Raw genomic sequence first — 23,479 nt, 5'->3', positions numbered from 1 at the left:
GTCCTTTTTGAACGATAAGCACCTGCAAAACGAGGAAGCGGCCTACGCTTGGGTAGAAGCCCGTATTTGGCCGAACGGTCCCGTATGCCCTCATTGTGGCGGTGTTGAGCGCATTTCAAAGATGGGTGGCAAGTCCACCCGGATCGGTGCTTACAAGTGCTACCAATGCCGCAAGCCCTTCACCGTGAAGGTGGGGACCATCTTCGAAGCCAGCCACGTTCCGATGCATCTTTGGCTACAAGCGATCTATCTGCTTTCTTCGTCAAAGAAGGGAATTAGCTCTAACCAGCTTCATCGCACCCTTGGCTGCACTCTCAAAACCGCGTGGTTTATATCCCACCGCGTTCGCGAAGCAATGCGCGACGGCGGGTTTGCCCCGATAGGCGGCGCTGGCGGCATTGTCGAGGCCGACGAAACCTATTTCGGTCCGACCAAAGAAAAGAAGGTCTCTCCGCAGCGGAAAGGTCGTCCGTTCACCAAAGCTGGCCGCACCGGACCCGCCAGCAAACGCGCTATCGTTTCCCTCGTGGAGCGCGGCGGCAAGGTTCGCTCGTTCCACGTCGAGAACGCGGACAAACTGACCGTCGTTGGTATCGTAACCAGCAATATCGACAAAGAGACTCGTCTTCATACCGACGAAAGCCGCCTTTACACTGGCGCGGATCAACATTTCGCGTCGCACGAAACCGTGAAGCACAGCGCCAAGGAGTATGCTCGCGGCGACGTGAATACCAATTCGGTCGAAGGCTATTTCTCAATCTTCAAACGCGGCATGAAGGGCGTCTATCAGCACTGTGGCGAACGCCACTTGCATCGATATCTCTCGGAGTATGATTTCCGCTATAACAACCGCATTGCACTTGGCGTGAATGACGACGCGCGGGCAGAGCGCGCGTTAAAAGGCATCGTTGGCAAGCGTCTCACCTATCAAACAACTAGTGAGGGCTGAAATCGGATGGCTCAGAAGCCCAAAGCTCGCGGCGCTAAGAAAAAAGCAGTACCAAAAAAGAAAGCGCCGGATGAAAAGCAATTCGAGCGGTTCATAGAAACCGCTCGGAAGCTTGGCGTTGATGAGGGCGGGAATAAATTTGAGAAAGTCTTTGAATCAGTTATTCGCTCTAAGAGAGGCGCTAAACCATAGTCGGCCCAATTTTACCCTTTTTTTGCGCTGGCCAGCAAAACATCCCTGACTTTGGAGAGCCTCTCATCGGTCCATAGATCGAAAATGTCGTGTTTTGGCTCAAACATATGGGCGAAAAAGACGTTTGATTGTTCGTTTTTAGGGTTCTTGCCAGAATATTGGTCAAAATAGTAGCGGCGGGCATGCCAAGCCATTAGGTCCGCCGCCTGCAAAGGCAAGACATCGTCATCACTTTTGAAAGTAGGCATTCCGCCACATAGTTTCCTGACTTCCGCTGGCGCGACAGCCATGCACTTTTCGTACTCTGCCGTAAGCAAGACTTTGTCCACACTCTGTTCGTCAAAGATAAGATCAAGCCTGTCGTCTAGTTTAAGGCGGTGAGTAAGCTTTAAAAGGCTAATCAGAATTCCAAAGAACGATAGAAAGTATGGACGGTCCAAGATTTCAGGATTGAATCTCCCTTTCATTAGCCTTTGATACGGCTCAATAGGGATTACCGAAACAATGCCGTGCATTGCATGCCGACGAATCGCGGCGATAAACATTTTTAAACGTTCATCCCGTTGCTCGTTCGTCCAACCATGGAAAATAGTATTGGGAACGTTGTTTCTATAAATCTGGTTGGTCTTCAGCACCTGGATTGGTGCTGGGTCAGAGTGATCTAGGACCTTTTGCCACTCATCCGAAAAAGCTTCCCACTGCTCCGCCTTAGCGACATAGCCAGCCAGCACGAAAACAGGAGACTGTCCGTCCCACCCACTGTCGTCGATAAAACCTTGGAGCATAACAAGCAGCCGCCTCCGGCGCTTTGCTTCAGAGAAGCCTGATACCAAAGCGCGGATATGTTCTCTTGGCCGCGTACGACCGTGAGAGGACGCGAATCGCCCCCCGCTACTCATAGTAGCACCAGATTCGGTGGGTACGCAAAGTATAATATTGGGATTTTATTCCTATAATTTTTTAAGCACGCGAGCGGCCAGGTCACTCGCGGACCTGAATACCTCACCCTCGATTCCATGGATGATCCGCATCGAGCGGCCTTCCGCGCTCATCACAACCAATTTCAAAGCCGCGCTTCTCAATTCGTTGCCCGGTCACGTCGTGGCAGCTTTTGCAAGACGATCCCAGGCGGCCGTTCCAGAAGAGACCAGCATCGCCATGGTGTTGGATCATGTGATGGGCGACGGTCGCCACCACGGTCAGGCCACGCGATTCGTACCGCTGGCATAGCGGGTGAGCTGCCAACTGCTCAGCCCGCCGCCGTCGCCATCGTGCCGTCTTGTACCAGGCCCGCCAAGGCTCATTGCGCCGTTGATCAGAACCTTGGGACAATCGACCATCCTCTAACGGCTGGTGTCCGGGAATGCCTAGTAGCGGACTCGCTAGACGATATCGCCGCCGGCGTAATCGTCGAAATCGGCATCGCGCCGGTCGTAGATCCGCAAGGTGTCAACACGTCGATGTCGGGATACCCGCATGACACGAAACTATCGACGCCCTTGTCCAGCGCCTCAGTGATAAAACCAGCCCTCAAGCTGTGCGCACTGAACAGCGACTCGTCGAGCCCGCCAAGCTTGATCGTCTGCTTGACGATGCGGGCGACTGAACGGCCCGTCAGCGCATTGACTCCGATCCGGCCGTGGCGATCGATCTCGCGGAAGATCGGGCCCTTCCTTGATGCGCGAAGCGGCCAGCCATGCTTCCAGCGCATCGACGGGCTTCAGCTTGTTCCCGCGCGCGACGCTGATCGCCGCGCCCTCGCCTTCCTGGTCCGTCTTCGAACGGCGGATACAGACGACCATACCGCGTTTACGGATGTCGACATCCGAAACCGTCAGCGCCACAAGCTCGGAGCGCCGCAGCGCCGCCGCAAAGCTGACCAGAAGGATCGCGCGGTCCCGAAAACCTGCCAGGCCGTTGCCAAGTTGCGCAAGCGCCCGCTCCAGGACCTCGAACGTCACTGGAGCTTTGCGGGTGACCGCCGTCCCGAGCTCGCGGCGGATCCCGCGAAGCACGGATTTCACGCCCTCATGCTCGCTCGGCGGCGCATAACCTTTCGACTTATGCATCCAGCCAATCGCAGCCGAGGCGCGAACGATGGACGACGGCCGAAGCTTCCGGTCAGCCAAGTGCGCGAGATAGCGCGCGACCAGCAACGGATCGGCGGGAAGCATCACCTCGGCCGCGCCGTCACACCAAACTTCAAACTGGCGCCAGTCCGATGCATAAGCAAGCCGCGTGCCTTCGGATTTCTCGGCCTCGAGGTACGCTCGCACCGATTCCATCGGGTCGACGAGATCGGTGGCCATCCTTCCCCGCCAACCTGTTCGAGAGAGCGCCAGCCGCTCCGGTTACCTCCGCCGGCCGCGACGCTCCACGCCAGTGCGCCGCCCTCTCCGCGCCGTTCCCGGCAACGGCTCCCGAATCTGGATAAGGGTCAAATTGGCCCCCCGATATTTTTCGTGTACGATTATTCTTGTGCCGGATATAATTTCCGTGTACGAATAATCTCATGAAGATCGTCTGGGACGAAGCGAAGCGCCAGAGCAACCTCGCCAAGCACGGCCTGGACTTCGCCTCGCTCACGGTCGAATTCTTTGAGGCTGCTCGTGTCGAAACCGCCAAGCACGATCGATTCCTCGCCGTCGGTGAACTCAACGGGGTCGCGGTGATTACGGTCGTATTCCGCCCGCTCGGCTCCGAAGCACTCGCGGTGATCTCGATGCGGCGAGCGAACGAAAAAGAAAGGAGCCAGCTATGACGAGCAAATGGCCCCAATTCATTACAAAGGATCTGGGACCTGATGACGACGCCGAGATGATGCGGCGCTGGCAGGCCTATGATCGCGACATGCGAGCCATCATCGCCAAAGGTGGCGTTCACCAGGATGACGACGGATGGTGGGTTGACGATGCCACCGGCGAGTTGATCGGGCCGGATCCTGATATCGAACGTCCGCGCTCTTCTGATGAGATTGCAATGGCAAAGCCCTTTGCCGAAGCCCTCCCCGATCTCGCTGAAAGCATCAAACGCGCGCGCGGGCGGCCGAAGGTCGAGAATCCGAAGGAAGCCGTGACCCTTCGCCTGTCGCCCGCCACCGTCGAGCGCTTCAAGGCCGCCGGCAATGACTGGCGCGCCAGAATGGCGGAGACGCTCGAGCGCGCGAAGATCGGGTGAACGCTTCGCGCCCGGCAAACCTCTCGGCCCACCGCTGTGAAGCGCCCTTGAAGGAGCGTCATCGCGGAACATGGCCCCGCTTCCAGAGGCAGGCGATTCCGCGAAACGGCAAGCCTGAAGGCTGCCGGTCACCATGGACAGCTTGGCACGACTCCAGAGGTCGGTGGATCATATCACGCCACCGCCAGCTTCAGGCGCTCCGCCGCCACCGGCCAGCACCGGCGACCGAACAATTCCTCCTCGAGCAGGACCTCGATCCGCCCGCGCTCATCGATGTCAGCGACAGTGCCGAGCAGCTTGTCGAAGGGTGCCGGCAGCAACGTCGCCCACACCCGCTCCCCTCTTTCGAAGCTCGCGCCCTCGCCTGTCAATCGGCTTGCAAATTTGACCCTTGATCGGCTTCCGATTTTGACCCCTTTGCGCGGGGTGGTTTGAAGGTAGCGCTCGACTCGTCGGAGCTGGCCGGGATTGCGGAGACGAGACGAGCGCGGGTGGCGTGATCGTCGTCGCGGCTTTTGAAGCGCCAGCTGTCGTTACCGGTTTCGACGATGTCGCAGTGGTGGGTCAACCGGTCGAGCAGCGCGGTGGTCATCTTGGCGTCGCCGAACACGCTGGGCCATTCGCCGAAGGCGAGATTGGTGGTGACGATGACGGAAGCACGCTCGTAGAGCCGGCTGACGAGATGGAACAGCAACTGGCCGCCGGATTGGGCAAAGGGCAGATATCCGAGTTCGTCGAGCACGATGAAGTCCATCCGGGTCAGATGTTCGGCAAGCCGGCCCTGACGTCCGTTACGGGTCTCGATCTCGAGGCGATTGACGAGGTCGACCACGTTGTAGAAGCGACCGCGGGCGCCGGATCGGATGCAGCTTCTGGCGATTGCGATGGCCAGGTGGGTTTTGCCTGTGCCGGTGCCGCCGACGAGCACGACGTTGCGCTGCTGGGCGATGAAGCCGCCGCCGGCGAGGTCATTGACGAGCGTCCGGTTGATCGGCGTGCCGTCGAACTGGAAGTCCGCGAGACCCTTGGCCAGCGGCAGCTTGGCGATGGTGAGTTGGTACCTGATCGATCGAGCCTGCTTCTCGTTGATCTCGGCGTTGAGCAGGTCACCGACAATGCGCTGGGGTTCATGCTGGCGCTTGATGGCGGTCGCCATGATCTCGTCGAAGGCAGCCTTCATGCCGTAGAGCTTCAGCTCACCCATGAGGTCGAACAGTTGAGTACGTTCCATCAGATGGTTCTCCTGAGGCTGTCGTAACGGGCGCAGTCGGCGATCGGCGCATGGCGCAGGATCAGCGCCGCGGGAGTGAGGATGTCGGCTGGTGGAGCGGGTTCGCGTTGACGGGCCAGGATGTTGAGCACGACATCAGCGGAATGAACGCCATGAGCGATCGCCTCGGCGCAAGCTGCTTCAACGGCCGGCAGACCATCGGTCAAAACCGCGTTGAGGATGTCGACCATCTGCCGGTTGCCATCGTCAGCACCGGCAAGCTTGCGCCGTACACGTTCAATCGCTGCCGGCAGCACCCAGTCCTTGAAGGGAGCGCCGTTACGCAAGGCGCCGGGTTTGCGAGCCAGCACCGGCACGTAATGCCAGGGATCGTAGACGGTATCGCCACGGCCGAATGAGCGAGCATGTTCGGCAACGATGCGTCCCTCCTGACGGATCACGATGCGGTCGGCGTAGGCGTGAACCTCGACCGGCCGTCCGACGGCGCTGGCAGCGACCGAGTATTTGTTGTTGTCGAAGCGCGCCAGGCAGGTCTTCGAGACCGATGCCGGCACCGCGTGGAATCCGTCGAACCGGCCAGCATAGGGAACGAGCTTGGGCCGCTCGGCTTCGAACACCTCCCAGACCGTCTGTTCGGCCAGTTCCGGATGTCGGTGCGCCTTGGCGTAGGCGATGCACTTATCCAGAAGCCACGCGTTCAACTCGTCCAGGGTTTTGAACCGCAGCCGTGGCGTGAAGAACCGTTCCCGGACCAGCCCGACCTGGTTCTCGACCTGACCCTTCTCCCAGCCCGACGCCGGCGTGCAGGCGACCGGATCGATCAGATAGTGGCTGCACATCTGCAGGAAGCGGCGATTGTAGCGGCGATCCTTGCCGACGAAGATCGTCTCCACCGCCGTCGTCATGTTGTCGTAGATGCCGCGGCTGCAGGTACCCTTGAACAGTGCGAACGCCCGGTCGTGGGCGTCGAATACCATCTCCTGCGTCTCGCGCGGATAGGCCCGCACGAACAGCATGCGGCTGTGGCACAGCCGGACATGAGCGACCTTCACGATCGCCGTCACGCCGTTGAGGAGAACGATCTCATGGCTCCAGTCGAACTGGTAGGCTTCGCCCGCCGCAAAGCTCAACGGAACATAGGCCGCCGCGGTCGATTGCCCGCGCTCCTTGTTCCACCGCCTGGCGTAACGCCGCACGGCATCGTAACCACCGTCATAGCCGCGGCCGCGAAGCTCTTCGAAGATCCGGATCAAGGTCAGTTGTTCGCGCGCGGATTTGGTCGCGTTCGCCGCCAGCAACACATCAAGCTCAGATGCCCAGTGTCCAAGCTTGGGCCGCGGCTGAACCTGCCGCTCGTACTCAAACGAGGTCTCTCCCGACCTCAGCACCTTCCGGACCGTGTTCCGGGACACCTTCAGGTCGCGGGCGATCGCCCTGATCGTCTTGCCCTTGATGAAGTGTTCGCGCCGTATCCGCGCAATCGTCTCCACGACCAGCATCTCCCACCACCTGCTTCGTTACAAAGCAGGCAGCGCAACAGACCAACCTTCAGGGAGTCAATTTTGGACGCCGAGCCCCCCGCTTAGAGGGTCAATATTGCAGGCCGAATGACACCTGAGCTTCTCCGTTCCACAAACAAAGGAGGGTCGAAATAATGGAAAGAGTCAGAAAATCGGGGTCTGGCGGAGTCAGAAAGTGGAGGGCCAATGCCTACTAAGTATTTGAAAACATTGGCGCGAGAGACGGGACTCGAACCCGCGGCCTCCGCCGTGACAGGGCGGCGCTCTAACCAACTGAGCTACTCCCGCGGATGCCATGTATCCGCAATAGAGGAGAGGGCTTAAAGGCGGGACCTTTCCAAGTCAAGGCGATTGCGAATCTCACGTGCTGAGAGGCTTTTTTACGGGGTCGATGCGAAAAATCGGCTATTTACAGGCAAAATGGCGCGGTTGCTACCTCCCCGAATCAAACAAGGGCTGATACGCCTTGCTTTCCGAAGCCGGCAATGACGAGGAGCGCCATATTATGGCAAAGAAGGCAGCGACCCCGAGCACCGTGACCCTGAAGCATCTCGCGGCGGCATTGGCCGAGGACCACGAATTGTCGAAGAAGGCCGCCGAGGCCATCCTGACCGACATGGTGACGCGTATCACCAAGCATCTCAAGAAGGGCGATCGCATCCGCATCGTCGGCCTCGGCATTCTTCAAGTCCGCAAGCGCGCCGCTCGCAAGGGGCGCAATCCGGCCACAGGCGAAGAAATTCAGATCAAAGCCTCCAAGAAGGTCGCGTTCCGGGCCGCCAAAGAGCTCAAGGAAGCCATCTGAGGAGAATACGAGATCGGACCGGAATGCCGGGTCAAGCACACTCCGCTCAAACGCTTGACGCGGGATATGCCGCAACGAGCAACCGCGGAGTCTGTGACTTTTACGGTCCTGCCCTGGATTCCTGACGGTCGCTCTCATGAAATTCAATCACACGGTGACGGAGCGCTTCCTTCGCTATGTCGCCATTGATACCCAGTCCGACGCGGCGTCTTCGAGTTATCCTTCCACCGAGAAGCAGAAGGATCTCGGGCGGCTGCTGGTGAGCGAGTTGCAGGGACTCGGCATCGCGGATGCTCATCTCGATCCGTACGGCTACGTGTACGCAACGCTTCCGGCAAACAGCTCAAAGCAGGTTCCGGTTATCTGCTTCTGTTCGCATATGGACACGTCGCCCGACTGTTCAGGCGCAAACGTCAAACCGCAGATCGTCCGGAATTATCGCGGCAGCGACATCCTTCTCCGCGGCGATCCATCGCAGGCCATTCGCGCAGCGGATCATCCGGCGCTGGCTGATCAGATCGGCAACGATATCATCACGTCGGACGGCACCACGCTGCTCGGCGCCGACAACAAAGCCGGCGTTGCCGAAATCATGGATGCGGTCCAGATCCTGCTTGCCAACCCGGAGATCAGGCATGGCACGATCAAAGTCCTGTTCACCCCCGATGAAGAAATCGGACGCGGCGTCGATAACGTCGATCTGAAAAAACTCGGCGCGGACTTCGCCTATACCGTCGACGGTGAGACCGCGGGCCATATCGAGGACGAGACGTTCTCGGCCGATGCGGCGCTTATTACAATCAAGGGAGTCAGCGTCCATCCCGGCTTCGCCAGGGGTAAAATGGAACATGCGATCAAGATCGCGTCCCGCATCGTGGAGCGGCTTCCGAAAGATTCCTGCTCGCCCGAGACTACTGAAGGTCGCGAAGGTTTTCTGCATCCGACCGACATCAGCGGCACGCTCGAGAGCGCGACACTGAGCCTCATCGTGCGCGATTTCACGGAAACGGGTCTGAGTGAGAAGGAAGCCCTGCTGGAAGACATCATCCGCGATGTCATGGCGGATTTCCCACATTCGACATATCGGCTGGAGATTCAGCCGCAGTATCGCAACATGAAGCAGATCGTGGATCGCCACCCGGAGGTCGTCGACAACGCGACGGAGGCGATCCGCCGCGCCGGTCTCAAGCCGGTCAAAGGCAGCATTCGCGGCGGCACGGACGGCTCGCGGCTGTCATTCATGGGGCTTCCCTGCCCCAACATCTTCGCCGGCGAACACGCCTTCCACTCACGCACCGAGTGGGTCAGCGTGCAGGACATGGAAGCTGCCGTGCGAACTATCGTGCACCTCGCCGCGATCTGGGAAGAACGCGCTTGAAGTTGCCGTTATCGCAAGCCACGTCACACACTTACCGCGCAGATATGCTTGGCTCGAAAACGCTCAAGGTGAGCATCGTATTGCTCCTCGTCGTCCCGGCGATCACGTAACCGTACGCCAGCATCAACGCGATGCAATCCGTTGACCATTCCGTGCGCGACAAGTGTTCGATAACGATGGCTTGTGGCCAGATCGATCGCGGGGCGTCCTTGAAAAATCCAACCAGAACCCGGTCTTCGTAACCTTCAACGTCGATCTTCAGCGCATGGACATGGCGGATGCCTGCACCCTCCAGAGCCTGCCGCAATCGAACGGAGCGTACCGCAATCGCATCTCTCGACGCGCCGGCGCTGACAACGTGGCTCGCCCCGAAATTCTTGCCATCCGTCGCAAGCAGCAAGTCCCCCTCGCCATCGCCGGCGGCCGCCTGCATCAAATGGACATTGCGAGACCCGGATGCTTCGCGGTTGAAGGCCAGTCTCTCATAGGCAACCGGATGCGGCTCAATGGCGAGAACATGCCCTTCAGCGCCGACATGCTGCGCCATAACCAGCGCATACGTCCCGACATTGGCCCCGATATCGACGAAGCATCCGCCAACCGGCGTGCGTTCACGCAAGAATTGTAGTTCCTCGAGGTTATAATCGGGATTCAGCAGAGCACCCCGCTCCGTACCGCTGTTCTGGTGGTAAAATCTGAATGACGCTCCCTGATAGGTATCGTCGATCGGTCCGGGACGAAGCCTATTGAGAAGCCGCGACATCGCAGGTCGAAATGCGCCTCGCCTCAGGCGCGATTGTCTCACCACATGGAGAAGCTTCTTCTGAGCCCAGTTAGGTGCGAATGAACCGAACGATTTTTCCATACCACTTACCCCAGCACGACTTCAGCAATGCATTCCAATGATCAACGGAACGATAGCGTGCCTGAAGACTCTGATATCGCGAGCAAGAGACCGCATGTCCGGATGCCGCGGTCACCGCGGGATACGACCGCGCGAACATCGTTAATCTTTCCTAAAAGTCGGGTGATATGATCCTCGAATCATCGGGGATTCAAGAATGCTACGCACCATTTCGCTCGCGGCCCTCGGAGTCGCCATGATGGGAGCGACGGGATCGGCCGCCGACCTTCCGGCGCATAGCCGCATCGGTAAAATCTTCGCGGAACCGGCGCCTCCACCCGTCCGTGTCGCGCAGGAGAAAGATTACCCCGAAAGCGTGCTCTACCGGTTTCGGATTCCGCCGCCGGTGCCGGGCTATTACGGAAGACCGAACGATTTCTACTATCGCCCGTACTATGAGGAACGGCCGGTGATCTCGCTCTATTTCGACCGATTGCCCTATGCTTGCGGCCTGTACGGCTATTGCTAGGTTCAAAAAGCTGGAAACCAGTTCTGGCTAAACAATGCGCCCTGATCACAGGTTGCGCGCGGTCACGATCCAGATCGATGCCGGAAGCACCACCGTTTGCTCCCGAGCGAACGGAGCGAGAACTTCCCGGATCGAGTTCGCCGCGGCGGCGATGACTTCAACAGGCTGCCCTTCAAGCGCGCGGCTGGCGGGACCGATCTCAAGCGCGGACTTGACCGCAGCATCCAGCCCGCAACCGACCGAGATATCCAGGGCAAGCTCGCAGGCTTCCATCGCAACCTCAGAGAAGCCTGCCTGGCCGAGAATGCGATGAACACGCTCTTCGGACGCGAATGCGAACGGACCGGGATCTTCCGGCCCGATCTCCGGCAACTTCGGGACGTGCTTGTAGGCCGCCTGGAGCGGAGCCATCAGCCAAGGGTTGAAGCGAGGCTCCCGCCAGCAAATGAACGCCAGGCGGCCGAGGGGCCGCAACGCCTTGCGCAGGTTCGCGAACGCTGAGACCGGATCAGCGAAGAACATGACGCCAAACCGCGAGGCAATCAAATCGAAGCGGCCAGGCCGGAACTGGTACTCGGCAGCGTCGGCCAACCTGAACTCGACCCGACCGGTTTGCGGCGCGACCTGTCCTGCCCGTTCCAACATCGGGGCCGACACATCGATGCCCAGGACGTAACCGGAAGGGCCCGCTTGCTCCGCGAACGCTCGCGTGGTTGCGCCGCAGCCGCAGCCAACGTCTATGATGCGTTCGCCGGGCATGACTCGGGCCCGGTCCAGCAGGATGGTGGAAACGGGCTCCAGCAGTTCGTCTTGCAAGCGCTGACGATCGGCCCAACGCTGGCCGCCGGGTCCGTTCCAGTAAGCGATCTGGTCCGCGTTTGGCGTCCGAGCAACCTCTGTCATCGCCGCTCCCGCGCAATCGGGCGACTGCCCTTCACAAAATCCGTGACTCGTGGCCGATTATGGAGGAAACCACGCGATCTAGCCGCTTGGTAACAAACCGAAGCCGAAACATACCACACTTGAGCAGTGGGCGGTATTCCGCGCCTGACGTCGGATGCAAGCAGGACAAGATGACGTCCGGCAACGGGACAGGGAGAGTCCGCGGTTCGGAGCAGAATGGAGAGACGAGATGGCAGATGAGGAAGACAAGACGATCGTCGAGCAAGGCCCTTCCATCGGTGAGTACCGCCGGGAGTCGATTCCGGAGTACATCATCGATTCGAGCGGCGCCCGGTTCGAATTTGATCGCATCGCTCTCGAGGGCGATGGCGGACTCGAACCATCGCAACTGGCCCGGAACGAATGCCTTATCGCACCCGGTTTAATCTATCGTAGAGTTTCGTCATGATCGGGACCCGTGTCGCATAGGTTCCGTGCCGCATCGGCAGGTCGGCAGGTAAGATCGACGACGGTGTCGGCCTGAACTGCTGGCTTGTGGTAGGCGGCGAGAGATTCGAACTCCCGACCCTCTCGGTGTAAACGAGATGCTCTAACCAGCTGAGCTAGCCGCCCTCAACTCCCTGTTTAGCTCCGACGTATCCCCGCATGCAAGCCACCCGGCCCGCGCAATCGCACGCGCAGCCCATCGGATGCAGCCGGCCGATCTTGATACAAACGGAAACGGCCGGCGCACTCCTCAATATCCATAACCATCGTCCGGCAGAGCCGGCAGTCGCATAACGCAAGAACGGCGCCCGCGAAGGGCGCCGTTTCATCGTTTCGTCGTGACGCTCAGTGAGCTGTCAGGCCGCCGGCCGCCTCATCAGCCGCATCATCGGGATTGACCGGGAGCTTCGTATCCTCCTCCCAGACAATCGGCTTGGGCTGCCGCACCAATGCCTTGGCGATCACCTCATCCATCCGGGCAACCGGAATGATCTCCAGTCCTCCCTTGATGGATTCAGAGATCTCCGTGAGATCCTTGGCATTCTCGTCCGGTATGAGCACGGTCTTGATGCCGCCTCGCGATGCCGCCAACAGTTTCTCCTTGAGGCCGCCGATCGGCAACACCCTGCCCCGTAGCGTGATCTCGCCCGTCATTGCGATGTCGCGCCGGATCGGAATTCCGGTCAGCACCGACACAATCGTCGTCGCCATCGCCACGCCGGCCGAAGGACCGTCCTTCGGGGTGGCGCCCTCGGGGACATGAACGTGGATATCGCGTCGCTCGAACAGTGGCGGCTCGATCCCGAAGGTAATCGCGCGCGAGCGGACGTAGGAAGCCGCCGCCGAGATCGACTCCTTCATCACGTCGCGCAGGTTACCGGTCACCGTCATGCGTCCCTTGCCGGGCATCATCACGCTTTCGATCGTCAGCAACTCGCCGCCGACGTCGGTCCATGCCAGACCTGTTACGACGCCGATCTGATCGTCTGTTTCGATCTCGCCGAATCGATACTTCGGCACTCCAAGAAAGTCCTCGACAACCTTCTCGGTGACCTGGACCGATTTCTTCTTCGAGAGCATCAACTCCTTCACCGCCTTGCGGGCGAGTGTGGACAGCTCACGCTCCAGATTGCGCACGCCCGCCTCGCGGGTGTAGCGGCGAATGATCAGCAGAAGCGCCTCGTCATCGATTGACCACTCCTTGGAGTCCAGACCGTGCTTGCTGAGCGCGTTCGGAATGAGGTGCTTGCGAGCGATCTCGACCTTCTCGTTCTCGGTGTAGCCGGCGATCCGGATGATCTCCATACGGTCCATCAAAGGCCCGGGAATATTCAGCGTGTTCGCGGTCGTAAGGAACATCACGTTGGAGAGATCGTAGTCGACCTCCAGATAGTGGTCGTTGAACGTCGAGTTCTGCTCGGGATCGAGGACCTCAAGCAGGGCAGATGACGGATCGCCACGGAAATCCGCGCCCATCTTGTCGATCTCGTCCAGCAGGAACAACGGGTTCGAGGTCTTGGCCTTGCGCATCGACTGGATAATCTTGCCGGGCATCGAGCCGATATAGGTGCGGCGGTGACCACGGATTTCCGCCTCGTCACGCACGCCGCCAAGCGAGACGCGCACGAATTCGCGGCCCGTCGCCCGCGCGATCGACTTCCCGAGCGAGGTTTTGCCGACGCCGGGAGGGCCGACAAGGCACAGGATCGGTCCGGTCAGCTTGTTGGCGCGCGACTGCACCGCAAGATATTCGACGATACGATCCTTGACCTTCTCAAGCCCGTAATGATCGGCGTCCAGCACCTCCTGAGCGGCGTTGAGATCCTTCTTCACCTTGGACTTCTTGGCCCAGGGAATCGACAGCAGCCAGTCGAGATAGTTACGCACAACAGTGGCTTCGGCGGACATCGGAGACATCTGCCGCAGCTTCTTCAGCTCGTGCTGGGCCTTCTCGCGGGCCTCCTTGGAAAGTTTGGTCTTGGCGATCTTCTCTTCGAGATCGGCGAGTTCGTCGCGGCCCTCGTCATCGCCGAGTTCCTTCTGGATCGCCTTCATCTGCTCGTTGAGGTAGTACTCGCGCTGGGTCTTCTCCATCTGGCGCTTGACCCGCGAACGAATGCGTTTCTCGACCTGCAGAACGGAGATCTCGCTCTCCATCAGACCGAGAACCTTTTCCAGACGCGCCGTTACGGACAGCGTTTCAAGGATGCTCTGACGATCCGCGATCTTGGCGGCGAGGTGCGAGGCAACGGTATCACCAAGCTTGGCGAAATCCGTGATCGCCTGCACGACACCCACCACCTCGGGAGATATCTTCTTGTTCAGCTTCACATAGCTTTCGAAATCCGACACGACTGAACGGGCCAGCGCTTCGGCTTCGACACTATTGGTATCGGTGTCAGCCAGCGCGACGGCGGTCGCCTCATAATAGTCGGAGCGGTCGGAATAGGTCTCCACGCGTGCGCGCTCAAGACCCTCCACCAGCACCTTCACCGTGCCGTCGGGCAGCTTCAGCAGTTGCAGCACGCTGGCGAGCGTTCCGATCTTATAGATGGAATCTGGCGCGGGATCATCGTCCGACGCGTTCTTCTGCGTCGCCAACATAATGAGCCCGTCGTTCTTCATCACCTCTTCCAGCGCCCTGATCGACTTCTCGCGGCCTACGAAGAGGGGCACGATCATATGCGGGAAAACGACGATGTCGCGAAGCGGTAGCACCGGATAGGCATGGATTTCGCCGTGAACTATAGCTGGCCGGGGTTTTGAGGCGGTCATAGCCTTGTTCCTTGTTGTTAAGCCCCCCTGTTCGCAGCCGCATATCATGCGCAACCGCCACAAGGTGCCGAGTTTCCTGGAGAAGAATGGGCCTTTGCGAACCGAGGCCTCACCTTGCCCGAGGTCGTGAGCAGCCGACGCACATGCGCTGCCGCCGACAGCATTAGGTGGCCATCCACCACCGGTGTGTCAAGTGAAGGAAATCAGCGGCTTGTAACCTGAGGAGACCGTCCGCTCGTACAGCCATAACCTCCTCGAGGCCAACAGCCCGCGAGGCGCCAGACGGCCGGAAAACACGCGCCGGATCAGGCGCTGGCGCTGCTTTCGCTCGCGCGATCAGAGCGGTCGGCATAAATGTACAGCGGCCGCGCGGTTCCCTCAACCACTTCGCGCGAGATCACGACCTCCTCGACCCCTTCCAGGCCCGGAAGATCGAACATGGTCTCGAGCAGGATGCTTTCGAGAATCGAACGCAAGCCGCGCGCGCCCGTCTTGCGCTCGATCGCCTTGCGGGCCACCGCGCCGAGCGCCTCATCGGCGAACGTCAGCTCGATATTCTCCATCTCGAACAGCCGCTGATACTGTTTTACCAGCGCGTTCTTGGGGTCGGTCAGGATCTTTTTCAGCGACGCTTCGTCGAGATCCTCAAGCGTGGCCACTACGGGCAGACGACCGACGAATTCCGGAATCAAGCCGTACTTCAGCAAATCCTCCGGCTCGACATGCCTGAAGATTTCGCCGGTGCGGCGGTCTTCCGGCGCAAGCACCTGCGCGGCGAAACCGATCGACGTGGTGCGTCCACGCGCGGAGATGATCTTTTCAAGGCCAGAGAACGCGCCGCCGCAGATGAACAGGATATTCGTCGTATCGACCTGCAGGAATTCCTGCTGCGGATGCTTCCGGCCGCCCTGCGGGGGCACGCTCGCAACCGTACCTTCCATGATCTTCAACAACGCCTGCTGCACGCCCTCGCCCGACACATCGCGCGTAATCGAGGGATTGTCGGACTTGCGCGAAATCTTGTCGATTTCGTCGATATAAACGATACCACGCTGCGCGCGCTCGACATTGTAGTCAGCAGATTGCAGCAGCTTCAGGATGATGTTCTCAACATCCTCGCCGACATAGCCGGCCTCTGTCAGCGTCGTCGCGTCCGCCATGGTAAACGGAACGTCGAGGATACGCGCCAGCGTCTGCGCAAGCAGCGTCTTGCCCGATCCCGTCGGGCCGATCAGCAGGATGTTCGACTTCGCAAGCTCGACGTCGTTGTGCTTGGTCTGATGATTAAGCCGCTTGTAGTGATTGTGAACCGCAACCGAAAGCACCTTCTTGGCGTGGCCCTGCCCGATGACGTAGTCGTCAAGGACCTTGCAGATCTCCTTCGGAGTCGGAATGCCGTCGCGCGACTTCACCAGCGAGGACTTGTTCTCCTCGCGAATGATGTCCATGCAGAGCTCGACGCATTCGTCACAGATGAACACGGTCGGACCCGCGATCAGTTTGCGCACCTCGTGCTGACTCTTGCCGCAAAACGAACAATACAGCGTATTCTTGGAGTCGCCCGTACCGACCTTACTCATTCCTGTCTCCGTCCGACGCGTTCCATCCCGCCTGTTCGCCTGCTCACCTGCCGCCTACTTACCCGCTCCAATCCGGCATATCCGGCGCAACAAGATTACATATGAGCAGAGTCCGTATCAGAAAAGACCCTACGCCCTCAACCCCGCGCGAATCGCGGGTCCATGCGATTCTCCTGCGCATACCGCCAGTTGAAACTCAGCAACCACACCATGGCGTCCGGACTCTCAAGAATTCGCTAATCGGCAAGCCATCGGCAATGCAACGATAGCCCGATTTGGCTCAGGGATGCGACCCCCCTCGCCGAATTTGGTCAGCTTCGCACCATTATCACGCCAATCGAGGCACTTCGCGGAAGGAAAGGAACTTTTCAGAAACCATTGCCGCGCATCGCGGTGATTCGAACCGAACCGGATCAAACGGCCCTTTCCTTTCGCCAGCCTTGAATACGCTATGACGAAGCCTTCGGTGCGGCCGGATCTTCAGCGCGCTTGTCTATGACTTTATCGACGATGCCAAAGTCGCGAGCCATGTCAGCCGTGAGGAACTTGTCGCGCTCCAGCGCATCTTCGATCGCCTGGTAAGTTTGTCCCGTGTGCTTAACGTAAATCTCGTTGAGTCGTTTCTTAAGGCTCAGGATTTCCTGCGCGTGCAGCATAATATCCGTCGCCTGTCCCTGGAAGCCGCCGGATGGCTGGTGAACCATGATGCGCGCGTTCGGCAGTGCATGCCGCATATCCTTTTCGCCCGCGGCCAGCAGCAACGAACCCATCGATGCAGCTTGTCCGGTGCAGAGCGTCGCGACCGGCGGACGAATGAACTGCATCGTGTCGTAGATCGCCAGCCCCGACGTCACCACGCCACCCGGCGAATTGATGTACATCGAGATTTCCTTTTTCGGATTCTCGGCCTCCAGGAAAAGGAGTTGCGCGACGACCAGCATCGACATTGTATCTTCGACCGGCCCGGTCACAAAGATGATGCGCTCCTTCAGCAACCGGGAGAAGATGTCGTAAGCCCTCTCGCCGCGATTGGTCTGCTCGACCACCATCGGCACGAGGTTCATGTAGGTTTCCACTGGATCGCGCATTGATCACCCAAAAGTTTGTGTCAGCGGTTGGCGGCGACGAACATCCGAGACGAAACCGAGAGTCTTCAATTCTTCCGGTGCGGATGAATGTCCCGTAATGCAGGACTCGGCAAGCACGGCTCACAAATATAAGTTCATCGCTCTGGCGACAAGACTTAACCTAAGCCACTCCGGTATCGTTATTTTCTGGCGCGCTTCGATTTCGAGATTCGTTACGGAACGTCGCGCCGCGAAGCGAGCTCCGGCTGGCGCGGCGGTCTCGAAGGCCGCTCCCGGGCCGGACCGATTCGCAACCCGCGCGGCCTGACAGGACCGCCCCGGCGCCGATTCGATCCATATCCTTAGTGCAGCGCCTCCAAACGCGACGCGCGTCTGATCAGATTTCGCTGCTATGCGCTTCGTGTTCCTTGAAGAGGTCCTCGCGCGTCACTCTTTTTTCCGTGATCGTGGCGAGTTCAAGAATGAAATCCACCACCTTGTTCTCGAAAAGGGGCGCGCGAATCTGAGCCAGGGCTTGCGGATTCTTCTGATAGTAATCCCAAATCTCCTTCTCACGGCCCGGCGTCTGGCGGGCGCGACTAATCAACGCACGGTTGATTTCATCGTCGGCGACCGTGATTCCGTTCTTTTCGCCAATCTCCGAGAGCACCAGGCTGAGCCGTACCCGGCGGTCGGCAATTCGGCGGTACTCTGCTTTGGCCTCTTCTTCGGTGGTGTTCTCGTCGGCAAAGGTCTTCTTCTCTTTTTCCATCTCTGCCGTAATGGACTTCCAAACCTGTTCGAACTCCTCCTCGACCAGTGTCGGGGGCGCATCGAACTTGTGCGTCTCGTCGAGGCGATCGAACAGCGCACGCTTGACGTGCTGCCTCATCGCCCGGGCAAATTCCGCGCTGAGCTGCTCACGAACGACTTGCTTCAACTGATCGAGCTCTTCCAAACCGAGCAATTTGGCGAACTCATCGTCGATCTTGAGATCCTGCGGCGCCTCGATCAGGCTTACCGTGGTCTCGAACTCGGCGTCCTTCCCGGCAAGCTCTGAGTCCGCATAGTTCTTGGGGAACGAGGCCTTGACAGTACGTGTCTCGCCGACTCCGGCTCCGACCAGTTGCTCTTCGAACCCCGGAATAAGAGCGTTCGATCCCAGCACGACCAGGATATCCTCGCTGCTCCCGCCCTCGAAAAGCTCCCCGTCGATCTTGCCCTTGAACGAGATGGTTATGCGGTCGCCATTCTCGGCCTTCGCACCTTCCGCCCTGGCAGTGTAGGTGCGATTCTGATCGGCGATCCGTTTGATGGCTTCGTCGACGTCGGCGTCGCTCACATCGACCACCGGCTTCTCGAGGGTGAAGGACTTGAAGTCCGCCAGTTCGATCGGCGGCACGACTTCGATCGCCACGCTGTAGCTGAGGTCGGACTTGCCGGCGAGGATATCCTCGATCTCTTTCTCCTCCGAAGGCATCGTGACCTTGGGATTGCCAGCGAGTTTGAAACCGCGGTCGTTGACGATCTGCATATTCGTATCGCGGATCGTGTCTTCGATGGTCTCGACCATCACGGAGCGGCCATAAAGCTTCTTGAGATGGCTGACCGGCACCTTTCCCGGGCGGAAGCCGTTGATCTTCACCTTGTCCTTGAGGTCCACGAGCCGCTCATCCGCCTTGGCCGTGATTTCGGCGGCTGGGATGCTGATCTGGAACTCGTGCCTCAATCCCTCTGCGAGGGTTTCGTTCACCTGCATGGCGTCAATCTTCTTCCGCTCGGTCCGGCAGGAACCGCCGGATCATTGTCAATCGGGCGATGCGTGGCGCAACCGCCTGCATCAGTGTACGGCCGGCATGTATCCAACCCGGATAGCTGCCTGAAATCGTTCTGCTCAAACGCTTTAGCGCTTGGTGCGGGCGGAGGGACTCGAACCCCCACAACTTTCGTCACTGGAACCTAAATCCAGCGCGTCTACCAATTCCGCCACGCCCGCCAGTGGAGTAGGTTCGACATTTGCTACCATCTGGCTGGGAGTCAGCAAAGCGAATGTCAAATCCAAAAACTCCACTAGAGCCTTTTGTGTTGGTTAGCGGGCTTTTGATTCTCAACATTCGCGGAAATGCCTCCCAAAACGGGATGCGAATGTCAGAATTGGCCCACCATTGCGCATCAATCCGGCCTGCGAGCCGGGCATGATGCGGAAAAATGCGAAGCGGCTTTCGGTAGACCTCATGCTCTAACGAGTTAGAATCAGGTGCATCGACGGCATCAACGGCACCGGGTTCATCTCCCGCCGCCATCGACGCGCTCGATGCGGCGGGCTTATAACATGACGGCATCCGTCTGCAGTAAAAAAATGGCCGTTCGGCCTCCCTCGGCCTACCGGAGGCTGCTGGACAGAGTCCGGCGAACATGATCCGCATTGGCAAATGGCGCTTCGTCCCATTCAACTAACCCGGCGGCATCTTCTGGCCGGTTTCGGGGCAGCCGCCGCGGCGGGACCCGCGGCCACGATCCGCGCGCAATCGCAAGATCGGCAAGTATACGCTATCGACGCGGTGCCCGCCCCCCTTTCACTTGGGCCGGATCATCATGAACCCGCGGCCTGGTCCCTGAGGACCGACGGCTCCTCCGAAAGCCCACGTTTCCGCCAAAGCGAGAGCATGGACCTCATCGTGAACAACGGCCTCCCGGCGCCGTTGGTTCTAAACTGGCACGGAATAGATGGCGTGACCGCCATCGAGCCATTGACCGCTCGGCCTCTCATCCCGCCGGGCGGCGCGGACCGTTATCGGCTCCCGTTACGGCAAGCCGGGACTTTTCTGTGCGATGGTCGCCTGCTGGGGGACGGTCTCCCGCAGCCCTCGCCCGCGCAGGCTCTGATCGTCGAGGAAACGACGCCGACAGAGGTCGATCGTGACGAGGTGATGCTGATCGAAGACTGGCGGCTTGACGCCGAAGGACGTCCTGCCGCGCCCGGCCCAACCGAAAAGAAGGTCGGACCACCCTTCTATCTAGTGAACGGGAAGCTGTCGCTCGACCTCAACCTTCGCATCAACGAACGCCTCAGAATGAGGTTCGTTAATGCCTGTCAACGCAATGCAATCGCTATTGCAATCCAGAATCTGGCTGCATGGATCATAGCGATCGACAGCCAACCGGCGGAGCCGTTTCTGGCGCGTAACGGCCGATTGGTCCTCGCCCCGGGAACCCGGATCGACGTCATTATGGATGCCGCGCTTCCGGCGGGAGCGACATCGGCCATCGTCCTGCATGACGGCGGCGGCAACCCGCGTCAGATCGCCCGCCTTCATGTTTCAGCCGAAGGGCAGGCGCGATCCGCGCCGCTGCCGGCGCCGCCTGCGTTGCCGTCCACAAACCTGCCCGCGCGGCTCGATCTCAGGAACGCGCTACGCGTCGACGTGCCGCTGACTTCATCTGAAGGAACTCCAGCCCTTTGGGATCGGCCGGCGCACTTTAGCACGCGCAGAGCGCCCGCCTTCCGCGTCAAGCGCGGCCGGACCGTCGTGCTCGCGCTGGCAAACACGACAGCAACACCCATGGTGTTTCACCTGCACGGTCATCACGCCCGCCTGCTGGACCGGCTCGACGATGGGTGGAAACCGTTCTGGCTGGACACAGTGCTGGTCGATACCGGGCAGACCCAGCGCATCGCCTTTGCCGCCGACGTCGCCGGAGCCTGGCTGATCGAGTCCATGGCCGTGGAATGGAGCGCGCCCCGGAAAGTCGGCTGGTTTTCGGTGGAATAGCCTGACATATCATGATCTTAATAGTCAATCCCGAACCGATCGTAGAGCCGCCTCCAGACCGCGGGCAGAACCTCCGGCAAATCCTCGGCGATCATTCCCGGTCCCGCCTCCTGCCCCGCCTCGCCGTGCATCCAGACCCCCATGCACGCCGCCTCGAAGGCCGGCACATTCTGCGCCAGTAGTCCGCCGATCATGCCGGACAGTACGTCGCCCGAGCCTGCCGTCGCGAGCCATGGCGGGGCGTTGGCCGCAATCGTCGCGCGGCCGTCCGGCGCAGCCACCACCGTATCAGCCCCCTTGAGCAGGACCACCGCTCCCGAACGCTGCGCCGCACCACGCACCCGCTCAAGTTTTGATCGAAGTGGATGTTTATTATTCATCTCACTGAAAAGACGATGAAACTCGCCTTCGTGCGGCGTCAGGACAATGTCGGAGCTTCCCGACTGCCTGATGGTCTCGAACAGGCGATCCGGGGTATCGGCGAAGCTCGTCAGCGCGTCGGCGTCGAGCACCATCGCCCGCCCCGCTGCAAGGGCCGTGAACACAAGGGCGCGGGTTTCGTCGCCGATCCCGGCGCCCGGACCGATGATGCAGGCATTGAGACGCCGATCCGCCAGGAATTCCGCGAAGCCGGCCGCGTCGTTCATGCGGCGCACCATCACGGCAGTCAGCGCGGCGGCGTTCGCGCCCAGCGCATCGTCCGGCGAGAGCACTGTGACGAGACCGGCTCCGGCCCGCAGCGCGCCGCGCGCGGACAGCCGGGCAGCGCCCGTGGATGTCAGATTACCGGACACGACAACGGCATGGCCGCGCACATATTTGTGCCCGTCGATACGCGGGACCGGAAACGCGCTCTGCCAATAGTCCGGGATATTCTCGAAGGTTATCGGACGAATTTCATCCAATACAACATCGGCGATCCCGATATCGACCACACGCACCCGGCCGCAATGCATCCGGCCTGGCAGCAGCAGATGTGCCGGCTTCTTGCGAAAGAACGTCACTGTTTCGGTAGCACGTATCGCCGCGCCCATGATTGTGCCGGTGGTGCCGTTAATACCGCTCGGCAGATCGACGCTGAGCACGGGCGCGCCGTTGGCGATGATAGCCTCGATCATCACACGGGCGTCACCCCTGACCGGCCGATTGAGGCCTGCTCCGAACAGCGCATCGATGATCAGCGCGGGCGAACCGAGTGCGGAGGGGTCCCAAGGCAGCACCGGCCCTTTCCAACCCTTTGCAGCGAGCGCGGCATCGCCCTTGAGGCTGTTTCGCTCGCACAGCGAGATCACCGAAACGTCGTAGCCGCGCGCCGCCAATTCTGTAGCAGCAACAAACCCATCACCGCCGTTGTTGCCGCATCCGGTGATAACCAGAACCGGCCCCTCCTCCGCGAGGTCGGCGGCGGCGTTCGCGACCGCCTGTCCCGCCCGAAGCATCAAAGCAAAACCCGACGCGCCTCCCGCGATTGCGAGCCGGTCGGCCTGCTCCATTTCGCCAGTCGTCAGAATCTCCATGATCCCAAATCCGACACAATAAGCTGCCGGCCTAGCGGGGCCCATCGCTGCACAAAAAATAAACGCAACGCCTAATTTATAGGCTGACCGCTATTCGGAAGCTCTCCTAAGATATGTCCAAATCCTCTTAATCGTTTTGATAGCATGGATATTTCCTGCACATTTGCGTATTGGCATAAACCCTGCTTTGAAGGGGAAAATTCGACCAGTGTGTCCACTGGCAGGCAATGAAGCGTGTCCCGCGACTTTTGTCCGTCCGAAATCCAGTGCATGACCGCTGCTGCAGGCGGCGGTGCGTGCGCGCATCAGCCACTGGCTGGACATTGGAAGCGCCAGGAGACGTTCAATGAAAAAGATCGAAGCCATCATCAAGCCATTCAAGCTCGACGAAGTAAAAGAAGCTCTTCAGGAAATCGGATTGCAAGGTATCACCGTGATCGAAGCAAAAGGCTTTGGCCGGCAGAAAGGACATGCCGAACTCTATCGCGGCGCGGAATATGTGGTGGACTTTCTGCCCAAGGTCAAAATCGAGATTGTGATCGGCGATGACCTGGTCGAAAAAGCCGTCGAGGCCATCAGACGCGCCGCCCAAACCGGCCGCATTGGCGACGGCAAGATCTTCATATCCAATATCGAAGAGGCTATTCGGATCCGAACGGGAGAATCCGGCCTCGACGCAATCTAGTGGAGTGAATTTGACATTCGCGACCCATTCGGCCGCGCGTCGCGGATGCGAATGTCAAATTCAAAACT

The 23,479-nt window shown here is 59.7% G+C and carries 22 protein-coding genes, 3 tRNA genes and 1 pseudogene; 11 read left to right on the top strand and 15 right to left on the bottom strand.

Annotated elements, in window-relative coordinates; translation table 11 throughout:
• Both NB311A_RS18360 and NB311A_RS18355 read left to right on the top strand, forming a co-directional pair.
• The coding region (locus NB311A_RS18360) for an IS1595 family transposase (protein WP_040675986.1) at positions 1-949 on the top strand (949 nt) is incomplete at its 5' end.
• 6 nt (positions 950-955) lie between these two features.
• The gene (locus NB311A_RS18355; protein ID WP_009800165.1) at positions 956-1,141 is read left to right on the top strand and encodes a hypothetical protein; all 186 of its coding nucleotides are present in this window, start codon (positions 956-958) and stop codon (positions 1,139-1,141) included.
• 11 nt (positions 1,142-1,152) lie between these two features.
• On the opposite strand, the gene NB311A_RS18350 is transcribed toward NB311A_RS18355, so the two are convergent.
• Positions 1,153-1,926, bottom strand: coding sequence for a DUF3800 domain-containing protein (locus NB311A_RS18350; RefSeq protein ID WP_009800164.1), 774 nt, complete (start codon positions 1,924-1,926; stop codon positions 1,153-1,155).
• 235 nt (positions 1,927-2,161) lie between these two features.
• Between NB311A_RS18350 and NB311A_RS19810 the strand changes: the two genes are divergently transcribed.
• Positions 2,162-2,371, top strand: a complete 210-nt coding sequence (locus NB311A_RS19810; RefSeq protein ID WP_050752142.1) for a hypothetical protein — start codon at positions 2,162-2,164, stop codon at positions 2,369-2,371.
• A 281-nt stretch (positions 2,372-2,652) separates the two neighbouring features.
• On the opposite strand, the gene NB311A_RS18340 is transcribed toward NB311A_RS19810, so the two are convergent.
• Positions 2,653-3,450 (bottom strand): tyrosine-type recombinase/integrase, encoded by a 798-nt coding sequence (locus tag NB311A_RS18340; RefSeq protein WP_009800161.1) that lies wholly within the window; start codon positions 3,448-3,450, stop codon positions 2,653-2,655.
• Positions 3,451-3,653: 203 nt separating this feature from the next.
• On the opposite strand from NB311A_RS18340, the gene NB311A_RS18335 reads away from it, so the two are divergent.
• A complete protein-coding gene (locus NB311A_RS18335; RefSeq protein ID WP_009800160.1) occupies positions 3,654-3,902 on the top strand; it encodes a BrnT family toxin in 249 nt (82 codons plus the stop codon).
• Entirely contained in the window at positions 3,899-4,318 is a 420-nt protein-coding gene (locus tag NB311A_RS18330; protein ID WP_009800159.1) for a BrnA antitoxin family protein, read from the top strand. The genes NB311A_RS18335 and NB311A_RS18330 overlap by 4 nt, the downstream gene beginning before the upstream one ends.
• A 173-nt stretch (positions 4,319-4,491) precedes the next feature.
• Here NB311A_RS18330 and NB311A_RS21630 read toward each other — a convergent pair whose 3' ends face one another.
• The 4 genes and pseudogenes from NB311A_RS21630 to NB311A_RS18315 form a co-directional block, all read right to left on the bottom strand.
• The gene (locus NB311A_RS21630) at positions 4,492-4,689 is read right to left on the bottom strand and encodes a hypothetical protein (protein ID WP_009800158.1); all 198 of its coding nucleotides are present in this window, start codon (positions 4,687-4,689) and stop codon (positions 4,492-4,494) included.
• A complete protein-coding gene (gene istB / locus NB311A_RS18325; RefSeq protein ID WP_009800157.1) occupies positions 4,686-5,549 on the bottom strand; it encodes an IS21-like element helper ATPase IstB in 864 nt (287 codons plus the stop codon). Before istB ends, NB311A_RS21630 begins: the two co-directional genes overlap by 4 nt.
• Positions 5,515-7,048, bottom strand: a pseudogene (gene istA, locus NB311A_RS18320) (IS21 family transposase). The gene istB and the pseudogene istA overlap by 35 nt, the downstream one beginning before the upstream one ends.
• A 232-nt stretch (positions 7,049-7,280) precedes the next feature.
• Positions 7,281-7,357 (bottom strand) — tRNA-Asp (locus NB311A_RS18315).
• 178 nt (positions 7,358-7,535) lie between these two features.
• Here NB311A_RS18315 and NB311A_RS18310 point away from each other — a divergent pair.
• Entirely contained in the window at positions 7,536-7,874 is a 339-nt protein-coding gene (locus NB311A_RS18310) for an HU family DNA-binding protein (protein WP_009800155.1), read from the top strand.
• Between the two features lie 136 nt (positions 7,875-8,010).
• Positions 8,011-9,252 (top strand): peptidase T, encoded by a 1,242-nt coding sequence (gene pepT / locus NB311A_RS18305; protein WP_009800154.1) that lies wholly within the window; start codon positions 8,011-8,013, stop codon positions 9,250-9,252.
• A 31-nt stretch (positions 9,253-9,283) separates the two neighbouring features.
• Here the strand turns inward: pepT and NB311A_RS18300 are convergent, their stop codons facing one another.
• Positions 9,284-10,117, bottom strand: coding sequence for an FkbM family methyltransferase (locus tag NB311A_RS18300; RefSeq protein ID WP_009800153.1), 834 nt, complete (start codon positions 10,115-10,117; stop codon positions 9,284-9,286).
• 196 nt (positions 10,118-10,313) lie between these two features.
• Between NB311A_RS18300 and NB311A_RS18295 the strand changes: the two genes are divergently transcribed.
• Positions 10,314-10,625, top strand: coding sequence for a hypothetical protein (locus NB311A_RS18295; protein WP_009800152.1), 312 nt, complete (start codon positions 10,314-10,316; stop codon positions 10,623-10,625).
• A 45-nt stretch (positions 10,626-10,670) separates the two neighbouring features.
• Here the strand turns inward: NB311A_RS18295 and NB311A_RS18290 are convergent, their stop codons facing one another.
• The gene (locus NB311A_RS18290) at positions 10,671-11,528 is read right to left on the bottom strand and encodes a class I SAM-dependent methyltransferase (protein ID WP_009800151.1); all 858 of its coding nucleotides are present in this window, start codon (positions 11,526-11,528) and stop codon (positions 10,671-10,673) included.
• Between the two features lie 229 nt (positions 11,529-11,757).
• Between NB311A_RS18290 and NB311A_RS18285 the strand changes: the two genes are divergently transcribed.
• Positions 11,758-11,976, top strand: a complete 219-nt coding sequence (locus NB311A_RS18285; protein WP_009800150.1) for a hypothetical protein — start codon at positions 11,758-11,760, stop codon at positions 11,974-11,976.
• An 87-nt stretch (positions 11,977-12,063) separates the two neighbouring features.
• Here NB311A_RS18285 and NB311A_RS18280 read toward each other — a convergent pair.
• The 6 genes from NB311A_RS18280 to NB311A_RS18250 all read right to left on the bottom strand — a co-directional run bounded on the left by NB311A_RS18280 (position 12,064) and on the right by NB311A_RS18250 (position 19,432).
• Positions 12,064-12,140: transfer RNA gene (locus tag NB311A_RS18280), tRNA-Val, on the bottom strand.
• 219 nt (positions 12,141-12,359) lie between these two features.
• A complete protein-coding gene (gene lon, locus NB311A_RS18275; protein ID WP_009800149.1) occupies positions 12,360-14,789 on the bottom strand; it encodes an endopeptidase La in 2,430 nt (809 codons plus the stop codon).
• Between the two features lie 305 nt (positions 14,790-15,094).
• Positions 15,095-16,369: an ATP-dependent Clp protease ATP-binding subunit ClpX gene (gene clpX / locus NB311A_RS18270; protein ID WP_040675983.1), complete on the bottom strand. Its 1,275-nt coding sequence runs from the start codon at positions 16,367-16,369 to the stop codon at positions 15,095-15,097.
• Between the two features lie 449 nt (positions 16,370-16,818).
• Positions 16,819-17,457: an ATP-dependent Clp protease proteolytic subunit gene (locus tag NB311A_RS18265; protein ID WP_009800147.1), complete on the bottom strand. Its 639-nt coding sequence runs from the start codon at positions 17,455-17,457 to the stop codon at positions 16,819-16,821.
• A 376-nt stretch (positions 17,458-17,833) separates the two neighbouring features.
• Positions 17,834-19,195 carry a trigger factor gene (tig, locus tag NB311A_RS18255; RefSeq protein ID WP_009800146.1) on the bottom strand — a complete coding sequence of 454 codons (1,362 nt, stop codon included), beginning with the start codon at positions 19,193-19,195 and terminating at the stop codon, positions 17,834-17,836.
• Positions 19,196-19,347: 152 nt separating this feature from the next.
• Positions 19,348-19,432, bottom strand: a tRNA-Leu gene (locus tag NB311A_RS18250).
• A 436-nt stretch (positions 19,433-19,868) separates the two neighbouring features.
• On the opposite strand from NB311A_RS18250, the gene NB311A_RS18245 reads away from it, so the two are divergent.
• Entirely contained in the window at positions 19,869-21,209 is a 1,341-nt protein-coding gene (locus NB311A_RS18245; protein WP_009800145.1) for a multicopper oxidase family protein, read from the top strand.
• 17 nt (positions 21,210-21,226) lie between these two features.
• Here NB311A_RS18245 and NB311A_RS18240 read toward each other — a convergent pair whose 3' ends face one another.
• A complete protein-coding gene (locus tag NB311A_RS18240; RefSeq protein WP_009800144.1) occupies positions 21,227-22,726 on the bottom strand; it encodes a bifunctional ADP-dependent NAD(P)H-hydrate dehydratase/NAD(P)H-hydrate epimerase in 1,500 nt (499 codons plus the stop codon).
• 346 nt (positions 22,727-23,072) lie between these two features.
• Between NB311A_RS18240 and NB311A_RS18235 the strand changes: the two genes are divergently transcribed.
• Positions 23,073-23,411 (top strand): P-II family nitrogen regulator, encoded by a 339-nt coding sequence (locus NB311A_RS18235; protein WP_009800143.1) that lies wholly within the window; start codon positions 23,073-23,075, stop codon positions 23,409-23,411.
• The last annotated feature ends 68 nt before the right edge of the window (positions 23,412-23,479 follow it).

The sequence above is a fragment of the Nitrobacter sp. Nb-311A genome, from assembly GCF_000152905.1.
Classification (GTDB): domain Bacteria; phylum Pseudomonadota; class Alphaproteobacteria; order Rhizobiales; family Xanthobacteraceae; genus Nitrobacter.
This window is presented reverse-complemented; position numbering and strand designations above follow the sequence as displayed.